Source organism: Streptomyces sp. NPDC104226, assembly GCF_055584085.1.
In genome coordinates this window covers 58,692-75,926 of the sequence record NZ_JBVJMS010000004.1, presented here as the reverse complement: position 1 = coordinate 75,926, position 17,235 = coordinate 58,692, and the positions used below count along the sequence as shown (strand labels likewise).

The 17,235-nt window shown below is 72.6% G+C and carries 19 protein-coding genes; 11 read left to right on the top strand and 8 right to left on the bottom strand.

What is annotated here, in order from left to right:
- Window positions 1-21 precede the first annotated feature (21 nt).
- Window positions 22-852 (bottom strand): class I SAM-dependent methyltransferase, encoded by an 831-nt coding sequence (locus ACZ60J_RS13785; RefSeq protein ID WP_469681679.1) that lies wholly within the window; start codon window positions 850-852, stop codon window positions 22-24.
- A gap of 54 nt (window positions 853-906) precedes the next feature.
- Window positions 907-1,560: a response regulator gene (locus ACZ60J_RS13780; RefSeq protein ID WP_469681677.1), complete on the bottom strand. Its 654-nt coding sequence runs from the start codon at window positions 1,558-1,560 to the stop codon at window positions 907-909.
- A gap of 228 nt (window positions 1,561-1,788) precedes the next feature.
- Between ACZ60J_RS13780 and ACZ60J_RS13775 the strand changes: the two genes are divergently transcribed.
- The 5 genes from ACZ60J_RS13775 (at window position 1,789) to ACZ60J_RS13755 (ending at window position 6,414) form a co-directional block, all read left to right on the top strand.
- Window positions 1,789-2,943, top strand: coding sequence for a peptidoglycan DD-metalloendopeptidase family protein (locus ACZ60J_RS13775; RefSeq protein WP_469681675.1), 1,155 nt, complete (start codon window positions 1,789-1,791; stop codon window positions 2,941-2,943).
- 135 nt (window positions 2,944-3,078) lie between these two features.
- The gene (locus ACZ60J_RS13770) at window positions 3,079-4,065 is read left to right on the top strand and encodes a sensor histidine kinase (protein WP_469681673.1); all 987 of its coding nucleotides are present in this window, start codon (window positions 3,079-3,081) and stop codon (window positions 4,063-4,065) included.
- Window positions 4,062-4,274 (top strand): hypothetical protein, encoded by a 213-nt coding sequence (locus ACZ60J_RS13765; RefSeq protein WP_469681671.1) that lies wholly within the window; start codon window positions 4,062-4,064, stop codon window positions 4,272-4,274. Before ACZ60J_RS13770 ends, ACZ60J_RS13765 begins: the two co-directional genes overlap by 4 nt.
- A 127-nt stretch (window positions 4,275-4,401) precedes the next feature.
- The gene (locus tag ACZ60J_RS13760; protein WP_112447913.1) at window positions 4,402-4,605 is read left to right on the top strand and encodes a cold-shock protein; all 204 of its coding nucleotides are present in this window, start codon (window positions 4,402-4,404) and stop codon (window positions 4,603-4,605) included.
- 120 nt (window positions 4,606-4,725) lie between these two features.
- A complete protein-coding gene (locus tag ACZ60J_RS13755; RefSeq protein ID WP_469681669.1) occupies window positions 4,726-6,414 on the top strand; it encodes a DEAD/DEAH box helicase in 1,689 nt (562 codons plus the stop codon).
- Between the two features lie 114 nt (window positions 6,415-6,528).
- Here ACZ60J_RS13755 and ACZ60J_RS13750 read toward each other — a convergent pair whose 3' ends face one another.
- Genes ACZ60J_RS13750 through ACZ60J_RS13730 form a run of 5 tightly spaced genes read right to left on the bottom strand, consistent with a single transcriptional unit; the run spans window position 6,529 to window position 10,952 of the window.
- Window positions 6,529-7,461: a tyrosine-protein phosphatase gene (locus tag ACZ60J_RS13750; protein ID WP_469681667.1), complete on the bottom strand. Its 933-nt coding sequence runs from the start codon at window positions 7,459-7,461 to the stop codon at window positions 6,529-6,531.
- A 31-nt stretch (window positions 7,462-7,492) separates the two neighbouring features.
- Entirely contained in the window at window positions 7,493-8,599 is a 1,107-nt protein-coding gene (locus tag ACZ60J_RS13745; protein ID WP_469681665.1) for an NAD(P)H-dependent flavin oxidoreductase, read from the bottom strand.
- Window positions 8,600-8,602: 3 nt separating this feature from the next.
- Window positions 8,603-9,352: a CoA-transferase subunit beta gene (locus ACZ60J_RS13740; protein ID WP_469681663.1), complete on the bottom strand. Its 750-nt coding sequence runs from the start codon at window positions 9,350-9,352 to the stop codon at window positions 8,603-8,605.
- Window positions 9,349-10,200 carry a CoA transferase subunit A gene (locus tag ACZ60J_RS13735; RefSeq protein ID WP_469681661.1) on the bottom strand — a complete coding sequence of 284 codons (852 nt, stop codon included), beginning with the start codon at window positions 10,198-10,200 and terminating at the stop codon, window positions 9,349-9,351. Before ACZ60J_RS13735 ends, ACZ60J_RS13740 begins: the two co-directional genes overlap by 4 nt.
- Window positions 10,197-10,952 carry an enoyl-CoA hydratase family protein gene (locus ACZ60J_RS13730; protein WP_469681659.1) on the bottom strand — a complete coding sequence of 252 codons (756 nt, stop codon included), beginning with the start codon at window positions 10,950-10,952 and terminating at the stop codon, window positions 10,197-10,199. Before ACZ60J_RS13730 ends, ACZ60J_RS13735 begins: the two co-directional genes overlap by 4 nt.
- Window positions 10,953-11,008: 56 nt before the next feature.
- Between ACZ60J_RS13730 and ACZ60J_RS13725 the strand changes: the two genes are divergently transcribed.
- Together ACZ60J_RS13725 and ACZ60J_RS13720 are read left to right on the top strand one after the other, a co-directional pair.
- Window positions 11,009-11,782, top strand: a complete 774-nt coding sequence (locus tag ACZ60J_RS13725; protein WP_469681657.1) for an SDR family oxidoreductase — start codon at window positions 11,009-11,011, stop codon at window positions 11,780-11,782.
- A gap of 1 nt (window position 11,783) precedes the next feature.
- Window positions 11,784-12,692 carry an SDR family oxidoreductase gene (locus tag ACZ60J_RS13720; protein ID WP_469681655.1) on the top strand — a complete coding sequence of 303 codons (909 nt, stop codon included), beginning with the start codon at window positions 11,784-11,786 and terminating at the stop codon, window positions 12,690-12,692.
- A gap of 84 nt (window positions 12,693-12,776) precedes the next feature.
- Here the strand turns inward: ACZ60J_RS13720 and ACZ60J_RS13715 are convergent, their stop codons facing one another.
- Window positions 12,777-13,964, bottom strand: coding sequence for a hypothetical protein (locus ACZ60J_RS13715; protein ID WP_469681654.1), 1,188 nt, complete (start codon window positions 13,962-13,964; stop codon window positions 12,777-12,779).
- 195 nt (window positions 13,965-14,159) lie between these two features.
- Between ACZ60J_RS13715 and ACZ60J_RS13710 the strand changes: the two genes are divergently transcribed.
- The 4 genes from ACZ60J_RS13710 (at window position 14,160) to dmpG (ending at window position 17,167) form a co-directional block, all read left to right on the top strand.
- Entirely contained in the window at window positions 14,160-14,321 is a 162-nt protein-coding gene (locus tag ACZ60J_RS13710; RefSeq protein ID WP_469681653.1) for a hypothetical protein, read from the top strand.
- A 137-nt stretch (window positions 14,322-14,458) separates the two neighbouring features.
- Window positions 14,459-15,241 (top strand): 2-keto-4-pentenoate hydratase, encoded by a 783-nt coding sequence (locus ACZ60J_RS13705; RefSeq protein WP_469681652.1) that lies wholly within the window; start codon window positions 14,459-14,461, stop codon window positions 15,239-15,241.
- 7 nt (window positions 15,242-15,248) lie between these two features.
- On the top strand, window positions 15,249-16,139 hold the full coding sequence (locus ACZ60J_RS13700; RefSeq protein WP_469681650.1) for an acetaldehyde dehydrogenase (acetylating): 891 nt from the start codon (window positions 15,249-15,251) through the stop codon (window positions 16,137-16,139).
- A complete protein-coding gene (dmpG, locus tag ACZ60J_RS13695; protein WP_469681649.1) occupies window positions 16,136-17,167 on the top strand; it encodes a 4-hydroxy-2-oxovalerate aldolase in 1,032 nt (343 codons plus the stop codon). The genes ACZ60J_RS13700 and dmpG overlap by 4 nt, the downstream gene beginning before the upstream one ends.
- The last annotated feature ends 68 nt before the right edge of the window (window positions 17,168-17,235 follow it).

Here is a 17,235-nt window from a genome sequence, read left to right as displayed (position 1 = left end):
CCCAATCCGCACCGGGCCGTCTCACATGACGGCCACGTGGACGCTCACCACGTAGGGCTCCTCCACCACTCCGTCCGGAAAGAGCGGGTTCAGCCGCTCCCGCTCGGCGTCCAGGAACTCCCGCGTGCCCGCCTCGCCCAGCAGCAGGAACGCGGAGTGGCTGGCCAGGTTCGCCAGGTGGGCCTCCAACGGGATCCGCCGGGACCACGGGACGCTCCGCGTGGCGAAGCCGGAGTCGAGACCGCGCGGAAGCGTCCGGTAGCCCAGCGCCCGGGCGCTCCCGCCGACCGCGCCGGCCCCTCCCGCGACCGCGCCGCCCGGGCCGCCGGCTCCGAAGAAGGCACGGATCCGCTCACCCTGCGCCGCGACCCAGCCGGCCGGACCGGCCGACTCATCCAGGTCGTTCCACCAGATCGCGAGCGCCCCGCCGGGCTTGAGCACCCGGCGGGCCTCGGGCGCGGACCGCGCCGGATCCGTCCAGTGCCAGGCCTGGGCGTACGTCAGGAAGTCGAAGGAGGCCCCGGCCAGCGGCAGCCGGTCCCCGTCCCCGCGCACGATCGGGATCCCCGGCCGGGTGCGCCGGAACTCCGCCGCCATCCCGTCCCCGGGCTCCACCGCCACCACCTCGGCGCCCCGGGCGCGCATCGGCGCCGTCCCGATGCCCGTCCCCGCCCCCACGTCGGCGACCCGGGCCCCGGCGAACCGGCGCCCGGCCAGCTCCTCGACGGCGTCGTACAGCGCCTCGGGATAGCCGGGCCGGTGCTGCCCGTAGAGAGCGGCGGCGCTGTCGAAGGACCGGGCCCGGGAGGGGGGAGCCGTCCGAGGTGTCAGAGGCGTCCGAGGCATCGTCATGGCGCCATTCTTTTCGATCACGCACCTCCCGGCCAGAGCGCCTCGGGGCCGTGGTCAGGCGGCGCGGACCAGCCCGGCCTCGTAGGCGAGGATCGCGGCCTGGGTCCGGTTCGAGAGGTCGAGCTGGGTCAGGATCCGCGAGACGTACGTCTTCACGCTCGCCGGGGACAGGTGCAGCGCCTGCGCTATCTGCAGGTTCGTCCGGCCCTCGCCGACCAGCGCGAGGACGTCCCGCTCGCCGGGGGACAGAGTGGAGAGCTGCTCCGCGTGGTCGGGTGCCCCGGTGCGGGTGTCCGCCCGTTCCAGCAGCACCCGCATCACCCCGGGCGCCAGCGCGCTGCCGCCCGCCGCCACCGTGCGGATGCCGGCGAAGAGCTCCTCGGGACGCAGGTCCTTCAGCAGGAATCCCGCCGCTCCGGCCCGCAGCGCGTCCAGGACCAGGTCGTCCGCCGTGTAGCCGGTGAGGACGAGCACGCGCGGCGGCTCCGGCAGCCGCAGCAGCCGCAAGGTGGCCTCCATGCCGTCGACCTTCGGCATGACCAGGTCCATCAGCACCACGTCCGGCCGGTACGTGCGCGCCAGCGGCACCGCCTCGGCCCCGTCGACGGCTTCCGCGACCACCTCGATGTCGGGCGCGCTCGCCAGCAGGGTCACCAGTCCCGACCGTATGAGGCTCTGGTCGTCGACCACCATCACGCGGATCGTCATGTGACCCACCTCCCCTGAATCCCCGTCTCATTGCGGACATTACCGCCATACCGGGACTTAGGTCCGCCCAACCCTCCCTCCCCAGTCCCCTTTTGCGGCCCCTCCTGTCCTCTTTCGGTGACTTCGGCGACCCCCCGTCCTCCCGGACGGTGGTGACCGAGGCAGAACGCACCACCGCTTCACCCGGTGCACCGGCCTCCGCAATGTCCCCGAAGTCAGGAACTCCGCATGTCTTTCCCCTCCGCTCGCACCCTCGCCGGTCTCGTTGTCGCCGGTATCGCCGCACCCGCCGCCGTGGGTCTCGTGGCACAGCCCGCGTCCGCCGCGTCGGTCGGCACGTGGGACAAAGTCGCCCAGTGCGAGTCCACCAACGACTGGAGCATCGACACCGGCAACGGCTACTACGGCGGCCTGCAGTTCTCCGCCGGCACGTGGGCGGAGTTCGGCGGCCGGCAGTACGCCCCCCAGGCCGACCAGGCCACCAAGGCGCAGCAGATCGCCGTCGCCGAGAAGGTCCTGGCGACCCAGGGCCCCGGAGCCTGGCCCTCCTGCGGCAAGCTCGCCGGCCTCCAGCGCGGCGGCCCGGCCCCCGAGACCCCGGCCGGGGGCGCCGGCACCTCCACCGCGTCCGAGAACGCGGAATCCGCGGCGGCACCGGCCGCCCCGAAGCCCCGGGGCGGCAACAGCCACACCGTCGTCAGCGGCGACACCCTCGGCACCATCGGTTCCGAACTGGGCGTCAGCTGGCAGACCCTCTATTCCGAGAACCGCTCGGTGATCGGGTCCGACCCGGACATGATCTTCCCGGGCCAGCGCCTCGCGTACGGCTCCGGCAGCTCCTCCGGCTCCGCCGACACCTCGGCCACGCCGAAGTCCTCCAGCTCGTCCAGCTCGTCGAGCTCCTCCGGCGACTCCGCTTCCTCCGGCGACTCCTCCGGCTCCGCGGACTCCTCCCGGAGCGGCTCCCGCAGCAGCGGCGCCGCGGGCGTCCTGCCCGTCTCGGGCGGCAGCGTCTCCGCCCGCTACGGCCAGCCGGGCAGCTGGGCCGCCGGCCACCACACCGGCATCGACTTCGCGGTGTCCACCGGCACCCCGGTCCGGGCCGCGGCCGCGGGCACCGTCGTCTCCTCCGGCTGGCAGGGCGCCTACGGCAACGCCGTGGTCATCAAGCACGACGACGGCCGCTACACCCTCTCCGCCCACCTGTCCTCGGCGACCGCCTCCGAAGGCGAGCGCGTCTCCGCCGGCGAGCGGATCGGCCGCTCCGGCAACACCGGCAACTCCACCGGCCCGCACCTCCACTTCGAGGTCCGCTCCAGCAACAGCTACGGCGCCGACGTCAACCCGGTCACCTGGCTGAACGGCCTCGGCGTCTCCCTGTAACGGGCAGACCGGGCCACCCGGAACGCGTCCTCCCGGGATGCCCCTTCGGCGGAAGGAGGGCAACCTGGGGGGACGTTTTGGCATGTTCTGTGCACTTCTGGTGTGCAGTCGGGGAGGGGTGGAGTCATGCAGGCCGTGCCCGGTCGCACCGGACAGCTGCTGGAACGGGGCCTGCGGACCCTGACGGGGGAGAGCAGCGGGGCGCCGGACCCGGTGCGGGCCCGCCGCACCGACAGCTGGCTCGCCCTGCTCTGCGGACTGCTCACCACCCTCAACCTCCACGACGTCCACCGCTTCGGCCTCGTCACCGACTACCCCACCAGTCTGGCCGCCGGCTGGCTCGCGGCCGCCTCCCTGCTCCGGCGCCGCTCCCACCCCTGGATCCCGGCCCTCGCGGCCACCGCCGCCACCGTCGTCTCCGACGACCGCGGCCCCCTCGTCTTCGCCGCCTACGCCCTGGCCGCGTACGGCCGCTCCCACCGCTGGGTCGGGGTCCTGCTCATGGGCGTCGTCTACGCCACCACCCGCGACCTCGTCCTGCCGCTCGGGTACGCCGGGCGCGACCCCGCCTCCTTCGTCCTCGGCTCCATCCTCGTGCCCGCCCTCTACGGGGAGACCGTGCGGCGCAACCGGCACGTCATGACCGCGCTGCGCGAGCGGGCCCGCCAGGCACACGCCGCCGTGGACCAGGCGGCCGACCTGGCCGTGGTCCAGGAACGCACCCGTTTGGCCCAGCGCACCCACGACGGGCTCGGCCACCGCCTCACCGCCCTGACGATGCAGGCCGCCGCCCTGCGCCTGGACGCCGGGGCCGACCCCCGGGTCCGGGAGGCCGCCGGCGCCGTGGAGGAATCGGCGCGGGCCGCGATGGCCGAGGTCAGGGAGGTGCTGGACATGCTGACCGACCCCGCGGGCAGCCGTGCGTACACCTCTCCCGTGGACGTGGGCCGCTTCCTCGGCTCCCTGGCCCGGAACATGCGGGCCACCGGAATGGAGATCACCCACCACACCCAGCCCGGCCTCGGGGCCTTCCCGGCCGCCGACGGGCGGCTGCTGCTGCGGATAGCCCGCGAGGGCCTCACCAACGCGGCGAAATACGCCCCGGCTCCGCCGTTCGGATGAATCTGTACGCCGAGGACGGGGAGGTCCGCCTCGACGTGATCAACACCGCCCCGGAGGGGGAGAGGGTGGTCCTCGACTCCGGTGGGATGGGCATTCCGGGGCTCCGGCGCGCCCTGGCGGAGGTGGGCGGGCAGCTGCGCGCCGGATCCACCCAGGGCGGAGGTCACATGCTCGCGGCGACACTCCCCGACCGACGTGTGCTAGCTTAGAGCTCGTTGCAGTTGTGGTACCCATGAACTTTATGTGCGCCTGACGGGAATGCTCCGACAGGCGCTTTTATTGTTTTGCCGGAATCTCCGGATGGGGCCCTTTGCCGCCTATTCAGGAGATTCAAAAATGGCACTTGGCACCGTGAAGTGGTTCAACTCGGAAAAGGGCTTCGGCTTCATCGAGCAGGACGGTGGCGGCCCGGACGTCTTCGCCCACTACTCGAACATCGCCACCCAGGGCTTCCGTGAGCTCAACGAGGGCCAGCGCGTGTCCTTCGACGTCACCCAGGGCCAGAAGGGCCCCCAGGCGGAGAACATCCTCCCCGCCTAAGGCAGTCAGCACGCCGGGGTCCGCACCGAGTCGGTGCGGGCCCCGGCTTGTCTGCTGTTTCGAACCATTTGATTGCAGCGTTTTCTGCAGTACCTGCCGGTTTCAGGAGGGCTTTCTCGCATGACCAGCTCCAGCTCCGCACGACCCAGCCGCCGCCCCACCCGGGGTCGAGGTGCGGCCCAGGGACGTCCGAAGGCTGGCGCGGGACGGCAGAAGTCCGCCCCCGTAGCCAGGCCCCAAGAATTCACCATGCCCGAACCGCTGACCCCGGCCCTGCCGCCGGTGGACTCGTTCGGGGACATGGACATGCCCGAGGCGCTGCTGAAGACCCTCGCCGCCCAGGGCGTCACCGAGCCGTTCCCGATCCAGGCCGCGACCCTGCCGAACTCGCTGGCCGGCCGAGACCTGCTCGGCCGCGGCCGCACCGGCTCCGGCAAGACGCTGGCCTTCGGCCTGGCCCTGCTGGCCCGCACCGCGGGCCGCCGCGCCCAGCCGAAGCAGCCGCTCGCCCTGGTCCTCGTACCGACCCGCGAGCTCGCGCAGCAGGTCACCGACGCGATGGCCCCGTACGCCACCGCCGTCAACCTGCGCATCACGACCGTCGTCGGCGGCATGTCGATCAACCGGCAGTCCGGCGCCCTGCGCCGCGGCGCCGAGGTGCTCGTCGCCACCCCCGGCCGCCTGAAGGACCTCATCGACCGCGGTGACGCCGACCTCTCCCAGGTCTCCATCACGGTCCTCGACGAGGCCGACCAGATGACCGACATGGGCTTCATGCCGCAGGTCACCGCCCTGCTCAAGCAGGTCCAGCCCGAGGGCCAGACCATGCTGTTCTCGGCGACCCTCGACAAGAACATCGACAAGCTCGTCAAGATGTTCCTCACCGACCCGGTCGCCTTCTCCGTCGACCCGTCCGCCGGCGCGGTCAGCACGATGGAGCACCACGTCCTGTACGTCATGGACGAGACCGACAAGAAGGCCGTGGCCACGCGCATAGCCGCCCGCGACGGCCGGGTGATCATGTTCGTCGACACCAAGCGCGGGGTCGACCGCATGGTCAAGAAGCTCCTCGCCGACGGCGTCCGCGCCTCCGGCCTGCACGGCGGCCGCTCGCAGCCGCAGCGCAACCGGACCCTCGACTGGTTCAAGACCGGCGAGGTCACCGCACTGGTCGCCACCAACGTGGCCGCGCGCGGCATCCACATCGACGACCTCGACCTCGTCGTCAACGTGGACCCGCCGACCGACCACAAGGACTACCTGCACCGCGGCGGCCGTACCGCCCGCGCCGGCGAGTCCGGCAGCGTCGTCACGCTGGTCCTGCCCGACCAGAAGCGCGACATGACCCGCCTGATGTCGGACGCCGGGATCTCCCCGCGCACCGCGCAGATCAAGTCCTCCGACGAGGAGCTCGCGCGCATCACCGGCGCCAAGGAGCCCTCGGGCATCCCGGTCGTCCTGGAGGTCCCGCAGGCCACCCCGCCGCGCCAGCGCTCCACCGGCCAGGCCGGCGGCGGCTCCGGCGGTGGCGCCCGCCGCCGCTCGGGCGGTCCGCGCACCGGCACGGGTGCGGCTCCGGCCGCCGGGGGCGGCCGCGGCCGTCGTACCGGCGGTGGCGGCACCGCCGGGCAGGCTCCGGCCTCCGGCTCCGGCCAGGCCCGCCGCGGCCAGGGCGGTCAGGGCGGCTCCACGGCCGGTTCCGGCGAGCGCGGCCGACGCACCGGAGGCGCCCCCTCCGGTGGTGCGGCCGCCGCATCGGCGCGCAGCCGCGTCGGCGGCGCCGGCCAGGGCCGCCGACGCGCCGTCTGATCAAGGGCATCGCGAAGGACATCGCGTAGGAACCACTGCGCCGGGCGGCACGTACCGCCCGGCGCAGTGGTGTTTTCCGGGGCCGGGCCGGGGTCCCGGCGGGCCCCGGCGCCGCTAGCGGACCATCTTCAGCTGGAGCTTCACCAGGGTCCGCAGGTCCAGGCCGAGCCCGTCGGTGAGGTAGCCGTAGAGGCTGCCGTAGTCGGCCTCCATCTGCGCGGTCGCCGCGTCCAGGTAGTCCTGGCGGACCTCCTGGAGCGGGATCAGCAGATCGGGGTTCTGCATCATGCCGGACTGCTTCAGACCCGCCCGCACCTTGGCGTCGTACGCCCCGCGGATGGTGTTCGTGGCCAGGTAGTCGCGCTCCGCCGACTGCTTCGGGACGGCGAGCGCGCTCAGCAGGACGTACGTCATCCAGCCCGTCCGGTCCTTGCCCGAGGTGCAGTGGTACAGCAGCGGGCCCTGCTTGCCGTCGGCGATCTCGCGCAGGGTCGCCGCGAACTGCGCACGGCTCTCCGGGCTGGTCACGAACGTGCGGTAGACGTCGCGCATGTACGCCTCCGCGCGCCCGCCGCCGAGCATCTGCTCCTGCCTGGCGGGGTCGCGGCTGCCGATGGCGGCCATCAGGAACCCGTACAGGCCCTGGTCGTTGACGGAACGGGTGGTGGTGGCCAGGCCGGCGGGCAGCCGGTCGGCGCCGTCGTACTGGACCTCCATCGCAATGCGGAAGTCGAGGACCTTCGTGAGGCCCAGACCGGAGACCGTGGTGAGGTCGGCGTCGGTCAGCTTGCCCAGGGCGTCGGATCGGTAGACCAGGCCCTGGCGGACCTGGCCGCCGGTCCAGGTGCGGTAGCCGCCCACGTCGCGGAAGTTGACCGCGCCCTGGAGCGGGATCTGGCGAATCGTTTCCGTCGGCTGTGCGGGCCGGTGGTGACGCGAGACGGCGGCACTGTCGGCCGGCGCGGCGTACGCGGAGGCTGGCAGGGTCCCGATGGCGAGGGCGGAAGCGAGCACCGCGGTCGCCAGGCGGATTCGGGCACGGCTCATCTGGGGCAACTCCTGTAACGGAGAAGGGGAATCACCCTGGTGGTGGCAGGGTGCCGAGCGAGTGAGGGGGGAGGGGGAGACGCTGTGGGGGAGTGAGGCCCTGCAGCCGTTCCAGCACGGCGTGGGCCTCGGCCATGACGCGGGTGACGAGCTCCGCACAGGACGGCAGATCCTCGATCACGCCCGCGACCTGGCCCGATGCCATGACACCGAGGTCCGTACGGCCCTCGACCATGGACGCCTTGAGGAGCATGGGGGTGTTCGCGGCGAGCAGCACCTGGCTCCAGGACAGGTCCTTGCCGTGTTTCATCGCGAGGCCGTCCCGGACCATCTCCGCCCAGGTCAGACCCGAGAGCTTCTTGAAGCCGGCCGCGTGCCGCACTGCCTTGACCAGTGCCTTCGCCCGCCCGGCCCGCTCCAGGGAAGCGACCAGCTCGCTGCGCAGCATCCGGTGCGGGAGCCCGTCCACGGCCGTGGTGACGGTGACGTCCTTCACGGTCGCCTTCAGGTACTCGGCCTTCACCGCGTCCGGGACCGTCGAGTCGGAGGTCAGCAGGAAACGGGTGCCCATCGCGATGCCCGCGGCCCCGTAGGACAGCGCCGCCACCAGCCCGCGGCCGTCGCTGAAACCGCCCGCCGCGATCACCGGGATGTCCACCGCGTCGACCACCTGCGGCAGCAGCACGGTCGTGGCCACGTCGCCGGTGTGGCCGCCGCCCTCGCCGCCCTGCACGATCACGGCGTCCGCGCCCCACGCCGCGACCTTCTCCGCGTGCCTGCGGGCCCCGATCGAGGGGATCACGACCACGCCCGCGTCCTTGAGCCGAGCGATCAGCTCCCTGGACGGGGCGAGCGCGAAGGAGGCCACCCGCACGCCCTCGTCGATGATCAGCTGCGCCCGCTCGGCCGCGTCCCCGGCGTCCGCGCGCAGATTGACCCCGAACGGGGCGTCCGTACGGGACTTGACCTCGTGGACCGCCGCCCGCAGCTGCTCCATCGTCATGGTCGCCGAGGCCAGGATGCCGAGCGCGCCCGCACCGGCCGCCCCCGACACCAGACGCGGACCCGCCACCCAGCCCATGCCCGTCTGCACGATCGGATGCTCGACCCCGACCAGCTTGGTGAATGCCGTCTCCATCGGTCAGACCCGCACTTCCCGGTCGCGCAGGCCCTTGGGGTCGATGACCTCGCGGATCAGCCGCAGCTCCTCCGCGGTCGGCTTGCGGGTGTACGGGACCTCCGCGGGGAGGTCCAGCTCGAAACCGGTGGCCGCCCGGACCTGCTCCACGGTGACGCCCGGGTGCACGGAGGCCAGGCGCATGGCGTGGTCGGGGCCGGCGAAGTCGAAGACGCCGAGATCGCTGACCACGCGGGGAAGCCGGTGGAACCGGGTCATCCCGGCCGCCGCGGCACGGTCGTAGCCCACGCCGCTCACCATGTCGACGCGCTCGACGAACACCCGGGTGGAGTGCTTGGGGATCCAGTAGCTCACCGGGTTGTTCAGGGTGTTCACCGGGGCGCCGCGCACTCCGAGGAGCTGGCGGGCCGGCTGCTCCCAGTCGCCGATGCAGGAGATGTTCTGGTTGCCGAACCGGTCGATCTGGCTGGCGCCCATCATCACGTGCCGGCGGCCTCCGGTGACCATCGTCAGGTGACGGCGGTACGGGAGCCAGCCCTCCGCCGAGCCGTCGAGCCCGACCAGCATGGCTTCGCCGTCGGTCAGCAGCAGGTCGGGGGAGAACGTCCGCTTCGCCAGCCGGGCCCCGAAGGAGGGCACCAGGCCCATCGGGCTGGCCAGCACCTCGCCGTTGTCCCGCCAGGCTTCGGCGCAGGCGATCACGCAGTACTCGGCGCGGGTGACGGCCGTGGCCGTGGTGGAGGTCGTGCTCACTTCTGCTCCTCGTGCCAGGCCTGGACGGCCGACTGGTAGGCGTGCTCGCTGCCGCCGGAGAGGAAGCGCTCGGCGAACTCGGGCCAGGGTGTGGTCGCGTACAGCTTCTGGAAGGCCTCGTCGCGGCCGTAGTCGGGGGCGCAGGAGGTGAAGTGCGCACCGTTGGGGGTCTCCACGACCCCGGTCACCGAGTGCCGGCTGACGAGCAGGGACTGCGGTGGCCCGGACTTGGAGAGCTCCGCGGTCTCCACGATCTGCTCGCAGGAGACGTAGGCGGCGTCGGCGGCCTCGCAGAAGAGGTCGTCGAAGTACGGGTCCGGGCCCAGGTACTGGGCGTTGCCGAGCCGGTCGGCGCGGTTGAGGTGGACCAGCGCGGCGTCCATGCGCAGCGCCGGGACCGCCACGAACTCCTCCCCGTCGGCGTACGGGGAGGTGACGGTGCGCAGCTCGGGGTTGACGCGCATGACGTCGGAGCCGAGGCCGGAGCGGACCGGGAAGAACGGCATCCGGTTGACGGCGGCGTGCAGGCCCCACATGAACATCGCCTCGTCGAGCTCGGTGAGGGCGAAGGCGCCGCTCTCGCGGGCCGCCCGGTAGTGCGGCTCCAGCGGGATGGAGTCGAGGGTGACGAAGGGGGTGACCAGCCTGCGGATCCGGCCCGCGGCGGCGAGGAGGCCGACGTCGGGGCCGCCGTACGAGATCACGGTGAGATCGGTGATCTCGGAGCGGAGCAGTGCCCGCACCAGGGCCATGGGCTTGCGCCGCGAGCCCCAGCCGCCGATGCCGACGGTCATCCCGCTGCGCAGTCGGCCGACCGCCTCGTCGGGGGTCATGGTCTTGTCGGTCATGCGCTCTGTCCCTCTTCCTTCCCGAAGGTGTCCCGGACCCGGTCGGCCACGCCGCTGAGGTTGGCCTCGAAGGTGAAGCCCTGCTCGAAGCGGTAGCTGCGGCGCACGTCCACGGGGTCGATGCCGTTGATGGCGGCCTTGGCGAGACGGATGAGGTACCCGTCCTTCTTCGCGATCTCGGCGGCCAGCTCCAGGGCGGCCGCCCGCAGTTCGCCCGCGGGGACCACCTTCCACACCGAGCCGTGCGCGTGCAGTTCGGCCGCGGTGGCGGTGCGCGAGGTGTAGTACAGGGTCCGCATCATGTGCTGCGGGACGAGCCGGGCCAGATGGGTGGCGGCCCCGAGGGCGCCCCGGTCCAGTTCCGGCAGTCCGAAGGTGGCGTCCTCGGAGGCGACGATGGCGTCGGCGTTGCCGACCAGGCCGATCCCGCCGCCGAGGCAGAAGCCGTTCACGGCCGCCACGACGGGGACCTCGCACTCGTAGACGGCGGCGAAGGCCTCGTAGCAGCCCCGGTTGGCGCCGATCAGCGAGGCGTGGCCGGTGTCGCGCTGCATTTCCTTGATGTCGACGCCCGCGTTGAAGCCGCGGCCCTCGGCGGCCAGCACCACGCACCGGACCTCCGGGTCGCGGCCGGCCGCGCGCAGGGCGTCGGCCAGGTCGTACCAGCCCTGTACGGGCAGTGCGTTGACGGGTGGGAAGTCGACTGTGACGAGTGCGATGCCCTTGTCGGGGCTTGAGGTGGAGACACCCATGAGCGGATCAGCTACCTTTCCACCAAACATTTGTTAGGTGAGGAAGGTAGCAGCCGATGGAGCTCAACGGGAGGGTTGTCGTCGTCACCGGCGGAACCCGGGGCGTCGGCGCCGGGATCGCGCGGTCGTTCCTCGCGGCGGGGGCCGAGGTCGTCGTCTGCGCGCGCCGGCCACCGGAGGAACCGCTGGAGGTGGCGGGCCGCTCGGCGTCCTTCACCGCCGTCGACCTGCGCAATCCGGCCGCCGTGCAGGACTTCTTCGACGCCGTCGCCCGGCGCCACGGGCGGCTCGACTGCCTGGTCAACAACGCCGGCGGAACCCCGTACCGGCTGCTGGGGGAGGGCGAGGCAGAGCGCCACGCGCGGGTCGTCGAGCTCAACCTGATCGCCCCGATGACCGCCTCGGTCGCCGCGTACCCCCGGCTCCGGGAGAGCCGGGGCTCGATCGTCATGATCGGCAGCGTCAGCGGGACCCGGCCCTCGCCGGGCACCGCGGCCTACGGGGCGGCCAAGGCGGGCCTGGAGAACCTGGCCCGCTCCATGGCCGTGGAATGGGCCCCCGAGGTACGGGTCAACTCGCTGGTCCTGGGCATGGTGCGGACCGAGCTGTCCCACCTGCACTACGGCGACGAGAGCGGGATCGCGGCCGTCGGCGCGACCGTACCGCTCGGACGCCTGGCCGAACCCTCCGACGTGGGCGAAGCGGCCGTCTTCCTGGCCTCCGGCCGGGCGGCCTACGTGAGCGGGGCGAGCCTGCTCGTGCACGGGGGCGGCGAACGGCCGGCCTTTCTGGACGCGGCAAACGCGAACCACTCGAACAAGGAGAGCTGACATGGGACTTGCCGAAGGCCGTGTGGTCATCGTGACGGGCGCCGGACGGGGGCTGGGCCGCGCACACGCGCTGGCCTTCGCCGCGGAGGGGGCCCGGGTCGTGGTCAACGACCTCGGCGTCGGCCTGGACGGGCTGCCGGGGCCGGAGAGCCCGGCGGCGCAGGTCGTCGCCGAGATCCGGGCGACGGGCGGGGAGGCGGTGGCCCACGGCGGGGACATCGCGACGAGGGAAGGCGCGGCGTCACTGATCGAGACGGCCGTCTCCTCCTTCGGGCGACTGGACACCCTGGTCAACAACGCCGGGTTCCTGCGCGACCGGATGCTCGTGAACCTGGACGAGGACGACTGGGACGCCGTGATGCGGGTCCACCTGAAGGGGCACTTCCTGCCGCTGAAGCACGCGGCGGCGTACTGGCGGGCCGAGGCGAAGGAAGGCCGCCAGGTGGCCGCGCGGGTCGTGAACACCTCCTCGGGAGCGGGGCTGCTGGGCTCCGTCGGCCAGGGCAACTACAGCGCCGCCAAGGCCGGGATCCTGGGACTCACCCTCGTCTCGGCGGCGGAGATGGGCCGCTACGGGGTCCAGGTCAACGCGATCGCCCCCGCGGCCCGGACCCGGATGACGGAGCAGACCTTCGCGGACACCATGGCCGCCCCGGAAGCCGGGGCCTTCGACGCGATGGCCCCGGAGAACGTCTCCCCGCTGGTCGTCTGGCTCGGCTCCGACGCCTCCGCCGGGGTCACGGGCCGCGTCTTCGAGGCGGAGGGCGGCCGCATCACGGTCATGGAGGGCTGGCGCCCCGGCCCCACGGCCGACTGCGGCGCCCGCTGGACCCCGTCGGAGGCGGGGGAGACGACGACGAAGCTCCTGGCGGCATCGGAGCGGCCGCAGCCGGTGTACGGGGCGCGGTAGCCGGAGCCCGGAGCCCGGAGCCCGGAGCCCGGAGCCCGGAGCCCGGGGCCCAGGGCAAAGGGCCGGCCGTCCGCGGCCGCGGGGTCAGAAGCGGAACCAGCGCCGCCGGGGAGCCGAAGGTGCGGGATTCCACGAGATGTCCCCGGCCGCGGGCAGCTCACGGGCCTGGAACACGCCGGAAGCGGCGACCTCCGCCAGGCCCGTGTGGCGCTGCCTCAGCCCCTTGATCAGATGGCTCCGCTGCTCGGTCCGGCCGGTCTCCTCAAGGAGCTTCACCAGCAGGAGGAGCTCGCCCACCGCTGCCCGCGCACCCGTCTCGACGAGGACCTGGTCCCCCCAGTGCTCCAGGATGCTCATGGAGATGCTCTGTGCGAGTCCGACCGTCCGGACGGGCTTCGTCAGCGCGAGGATCTCCTTGGCCCTGCGCTGGGCCGCGATGAAGCGGCTCAGACGGGTGCGCTCCAGCAGGCGGCCGATCTCCTCGAAAGCGTCGTACAGCTCGGGCAGGTGAGCCACGGGCAGGTCACGCGCCGCCAGCGACAGCAGCTGGTCGGCCTGCCAGTCCGCCCCCTCGTCCCGGAGTGCGACAACGGCGCGCGCCACCGTCGAAGGCGCCCCCGTCCACGGGATCGCCGCGTTCCCCCGCCACACCTCGATCTCCGCGCTGGTCTCCCGCTGCGCCTGCGCACCGCGCTCGGTGTCCGCCTGGAGCAGACGCAGCTCGGACTCGTGCTGGCGCACGAGGTCCTCCAGCTCGTCGAGGCGCTGCCCGACCCGGCCCAGCTCCTCCTCCAGCTCCTGCACCTGCTGCTGGGTGCCGTCCGCCCGGGCGAACGCGTCGGCGAGGCTCCCGTCGAGGTGAGCGCGGTGCTCACGCCCCCGTTCGAGCTGCTCGCGCAGGCCGGCCAGGTCCCGCGCGGTCTGCACGCGGTGCTCCTCCAGCGCGATGCGGGAGGCCTCCTCCCTGTACTCGCGCGCCACCAGCGGACCCTTGGTCCGGGCGGCGGTGTAGAGCAGGTTCCACCCCTGCGCGATCCGGTCCGGGTCCACGGCCTGCCGGGTGGCCAGCAGCCGGTACAGGGCCGGGAGCAGCGGGGGCCTCGGCAGGTCGGATCCGCTCAGGTAGCGGGAGAGCCTGCTGGCATCCACCGCGGCCTCGGGCTCGGCCTCCTTGAGCCACTTCACGATGTCCGAGGAGGACATCCCCAGGTCCTCCCGCAGATCTCGCAAGTGCTGCGCGAACGCGGCCTCCTCCTCGCTCAGCCCCGTCAAGGGGACTAACCGCTGCGGAGGTTGTCCCCCGCGGATACTCACCGGCAGCTCTGACATGGACCTTCTCCCTCTTGCGGGGCGCGCAAGTTGCGGCCGGTCGCGCAAGACCGCCTTGCAGCGTCGCCAACACCGTGCCCGGGACGTCCCCTTGGACCAGCGGCCCGCCGCGGGGCCGGGAAGAAGGAGAACACCACCATGCCGCGAACCCTACGCACAGCCGACCGCGAGGCACCTCCGTTCCTGGAGATCCGGGTCCGGGGGTTCCATCTGACCGTCGAACGGATCCCGTACCGCCTCCTCACCGTGCTCACCACGCTCGGGGGAACCTTCGCGGGGGTGGCCTGGTACCCCCGGTAGTCCCTCCCGCCGGGCCGGGCCCCCCGAAGGGGCCCGGCCCGAAGGCCTTCCCGCTCAGCGGGAACGGGACCTCCCGCCCGGCCCCGGCCCCGGCCTACCGTCTGCCGCACCACACACCACCTCAGCCGGGAGGCACCATGCTGAACGACCCCCTCCGGCGCGAGGCCGCCGCACGGCTGCGCGGGGCGGAGCTGCACCGGGCGCCCGTACCGCCGCTGACCGGGCTGTACGAGGGCATCGACACCGAGGACGCCTACGAGATCCAGCTCCTCAACATCCGCCACCGCCTCGCGGCCGGCGACCGCGTCACCGGGCACAAGGTCGGACTGTCGTCCCCCGTCATGCAGGCCATGATGGGCGTCGACGAACCCGACTACGGGCACCTGCTGCAGTCCATGGAGCTGTCCCAGGACACCCCGGTGCCGGCGGCCGCGTACTGCGCGCCGCGCGTCGAGGTCGAGGTCGGCTTCGTGCTCGGTGCCGATCTCCCCGGCGAGGGCTGCACCGTCGCCGACGTCCTGGCCGCCACCGAGCGGGTCGTCCCGGCCCTGGAGCTCATCGACAGCCGGATCGCCGACTGGCGGATCGCCATCGCCGACACCATCGCCGACAACGCCTCCTCCGCCGGATACGTCATCGGGGAAGGACGTGATCCGCGCGGCCTCGACCTGAAGGCCGTCGACGCCACCCTGACCAGCGGATCCGACACCCTGGCGAGCGGCCGCAGCGACGCCGTGCTCGGCGATCCGGCCGCCTCCGTCGCCTGGCTGGCCCGTACCGTCGCCCGCTTCGGGGTCCAGCTCCGCAAGGGCCACCTCATCCTGCCCGGGTCCTGCACCCGCGCCGTGGACGTCGCCGCCGGGCGCACCTACACCGCCGACTTCACCGGGCTCGGCCCGGTCTGTCTCTCCTTCTCATGAGGTGAACGTGAAAGCCACCGCCGCCATCGTCGGCTCCGGGAACATCGGAACCGACCTGCTCTACAAGCTCCTGCGCTCCCCGCACATAGAACCCCGCTGGATGATCGGCGTGGACCCCGACAGCGAGGGCCTCGCCCGGGCCCGCCGCGCCGGACTCGACGCCTCCCACGAGGGCGTGGACCGGCTGCTCGGCCGGGGCGAGCTGCCGGACATCGTCTTCGAGGCCACCTCGGCGTACGTGCACCGAGCCAACGCCCCGCGCTACGCCGAACTCGGCATCAAGGCGATCGACCTGACCCCCGCCGCCGTCGGTCCCGCGGTCGTCCCGCCCGCGAACCTGACCGCCCACCTCGACCGCGCCAACGTCAACATGATCACCTGCGGCGGCCAGGCCACCATCCCCATGGTGTACGCCGTCTCCCGCGTGGTCCCCGTCGCCTACGCGGAGATCGTCGCCTCGGTGGCCTCCGTCTCGGCCGGCCCGGGCACCCGCGCCAACATCGACGAGTTCACCCGTACCACCTCCCGGGGCATCGAGGAGATCGGCGGCGCCGCCCGCGGCAAGGCCGTCATCATCCTCAACCCCGCCGATCCACCGGTCATCATGCGCGACACGGTCTTCTGCGCGATCCCGGCCGACGCCGACCGCGAGGCCATCGCGGCCTCCGTCCAACAGATCGCCGAGGACGTGGCCTCGTACGTACCCGGCTACCGGCTGCGCACCGAGCCGCAGTTCGACGACCCCTCCCCGCTCAACGGCGGCATGGCCCGGGTCGCGATCTTCCTGGAGGTGGAGGGCGCCGGCGACTACCTGCCGCCCTACGCCGGAAACCTCGACATCATGACCGCCGCCGCCACCAAGGTCGGCGAGGAGTTCGCCAAGGGGATGACGCCGTGAACGCCACCTACTCCGACACCCTCGACATCCGGATCACCGACTCCTCCCTGCGCGACGGCTCGCACGCCAAGCGGCACCAGTTCACGGGCGAGGACGTACGGTCGATCGTCTCCGCCCTCGACGGCGCCGGGGTCCCCGTCATCGAGGTCGCGCACGGCGACGGACTCGGCGGGTCCTCCTTCACCTACGGCTTCTCGAAGACCCCCGAGCAGGAGCTCATCAAGATCGCCGCCGAGACGGCGCGCCACGCGAAGATCGCCTTCCTGATGCTTCCGGGCCTCGGCGTGAAGGACGACATCCGCGCCGCGCACGCCAACGGCGGCCGGATCTGCCGGATCGCCACCCACTGCACCGAGGCCGACATCTCCGTCCAGCACTTCGGTCTCGCCCGCGAGAGGGGTCTGGAGACCGTCGGCTTCCTGATGATGGCCCACTCCACCACCCCCGAGAACCTGGCCCGGCAGGCCCGGATCATGGCCGACGCCGGCTGCCAGTGCGTGTACGTGGTCGACTCGGCCGGCGCCATGGTCATGGACGAGGTCACCGACCGGGTCGCGGCGCTCGTCGCCGAGCTCGGCGACGACGCCCAGGTCGGCTTCCACGGCCACGAGAACCTCGGCCTCGGCGTGGGCAACTCGGTCGCCGCCGTCCGCGCCGGCGCCCTCCAGATCGACGGGTCCACCCGGCGCCTCGGTGCGGGAGCCGGGAACACGCCCGTCGAGGCCTTCGCCGCCGTCTGCCAGAAGATGGGCATCCGCACCGGCATCGACGTCCTGAAGATCATCGACGCGGCCGAGGACGTGGTCCGCCCCGTCATGGAAGACGAGTGCACCCTCGACCGCATGGCCCTGCTCATGGGCCACGCCGGCGTCTACTCCAGCTTCCTCAAGCACGCCTACCGGCAGGCCGAGCGGTACGGGGTCTCCGGCGCGCAGATCCTCCTGCGGGCGGGCGAACGCCGCCTCGTCGGCGGCCAGGAGGACCAGCTCATCGACATCGCCGTCGAACTTGCCGCCGAAGCCCGCTAGGCCGTCCCTTTCGGATCTTGCCGGGCCCCCACCCCCACACCCCACCCCCACACCCCATCCCCGCGCAG

Bases quoted from the DNA above. Each gene is read 5' to 3' on its own strand.
- ACZ60J_RS13785 (WP_469681679.1), bottom strand. From the start codon at position 852: ATGACGATGCCTCGGACGCCTCTGACACCTCGGACGGCTCCCCCCTCC.
- ACZ60J_RS13780 (WP_469681677.1), bottom strand. From the start codon at position 1,560: ATGACGATCCGCGTGATGGTGGTCGACGACCAGAGCCTCATACGGTCG.
- ACZ60J_RS13775 (WP_469681675.1), top strand. From the start codon at position 1,789: ATGTCTTTCCCCTCCGCTCGCACCCTCGCCGGTCTCGTTGTCGCCGGT.
- ACZ60J_RS13765 (WP_469681671.1), top strand. From the start codon at position 4,062: ATGAATCTGTACGCCGAGGACGGGGAGGTCCGCCTCGACGTGATCAAC.
- ACZ60J_RS13760 (WP_112447913.1), top strand. From the start codon at position 4,402: ATGGCACTTGGCACCGTGAAGTGGTTCAACTCGGAAAAGGGCTTCGGC.
- ACZ60J_RS13755 (WP_469681669.1), top strand. From the start codon at position 4,726: ATGACCAGCTCCAGCTCCGCACGACCCAGCCGCCGCCCCACCCGGGGT.
- ACZ60J_RS13750 (WP_469681667.1), bottom strand. From the start codon at position 7,461: ATGAGCCGTGCCCGAATCCGCCTGGCGACCGCGGTGCTCGCTTCCGCC.
- ACZ60J_RS13745 (WP_469681665.1), bottom strand. From the start codon at position 8,599: ATGGAGACGGCATTCACCAAGCTGGTCGGGGTCGAGCATCCGATCGTG.
- ACZ60J_RS13735 (WP_469681661.1), bottom strand. From the start codon at position 10,200: ATGACCGACAAGACCATGACCCCCGACGAGGCGGTCGGCCGACTGCGC.
- ACZ60J_RS13730 (WP_469681659.1), bottom strand. From the start codon at position 10,952: ATGGGTGTCTCCACCTCAAGCCCCGACAAGGGCATCGCACTCGTCACA.
- ACZ60J_RS13725 (WP_469681657.1), top strand. From the start codon at position 11,009: ATGGAGCTCAACGGGAGGGTTGTCGTCGTCACCGGCGGAACCCGGGGC.
- ACZ60J_RS13720 (WP_469681655.1), top strand. From the start codon at position 11,784: ATGGGACTTGCCGAAGGCCGTGTGGTCATCGTGACGGGCGCCGGACGG.
- ACZ60J_RS13710 (WP_469681653.1), top strand. From the start codon at position 14,160: ATGCCGCGAACCCTACGCACAGCCGACCGCGAGGCACCTCCGTTCCTG.
- ACZ60J_RS13705 (WP_469681652.1), top strand. From the start codon at position 14,459: ATGCTGAACGACCCCCTCCGGCGCGAGGCCGCCGCACGGCTGCGCGGG.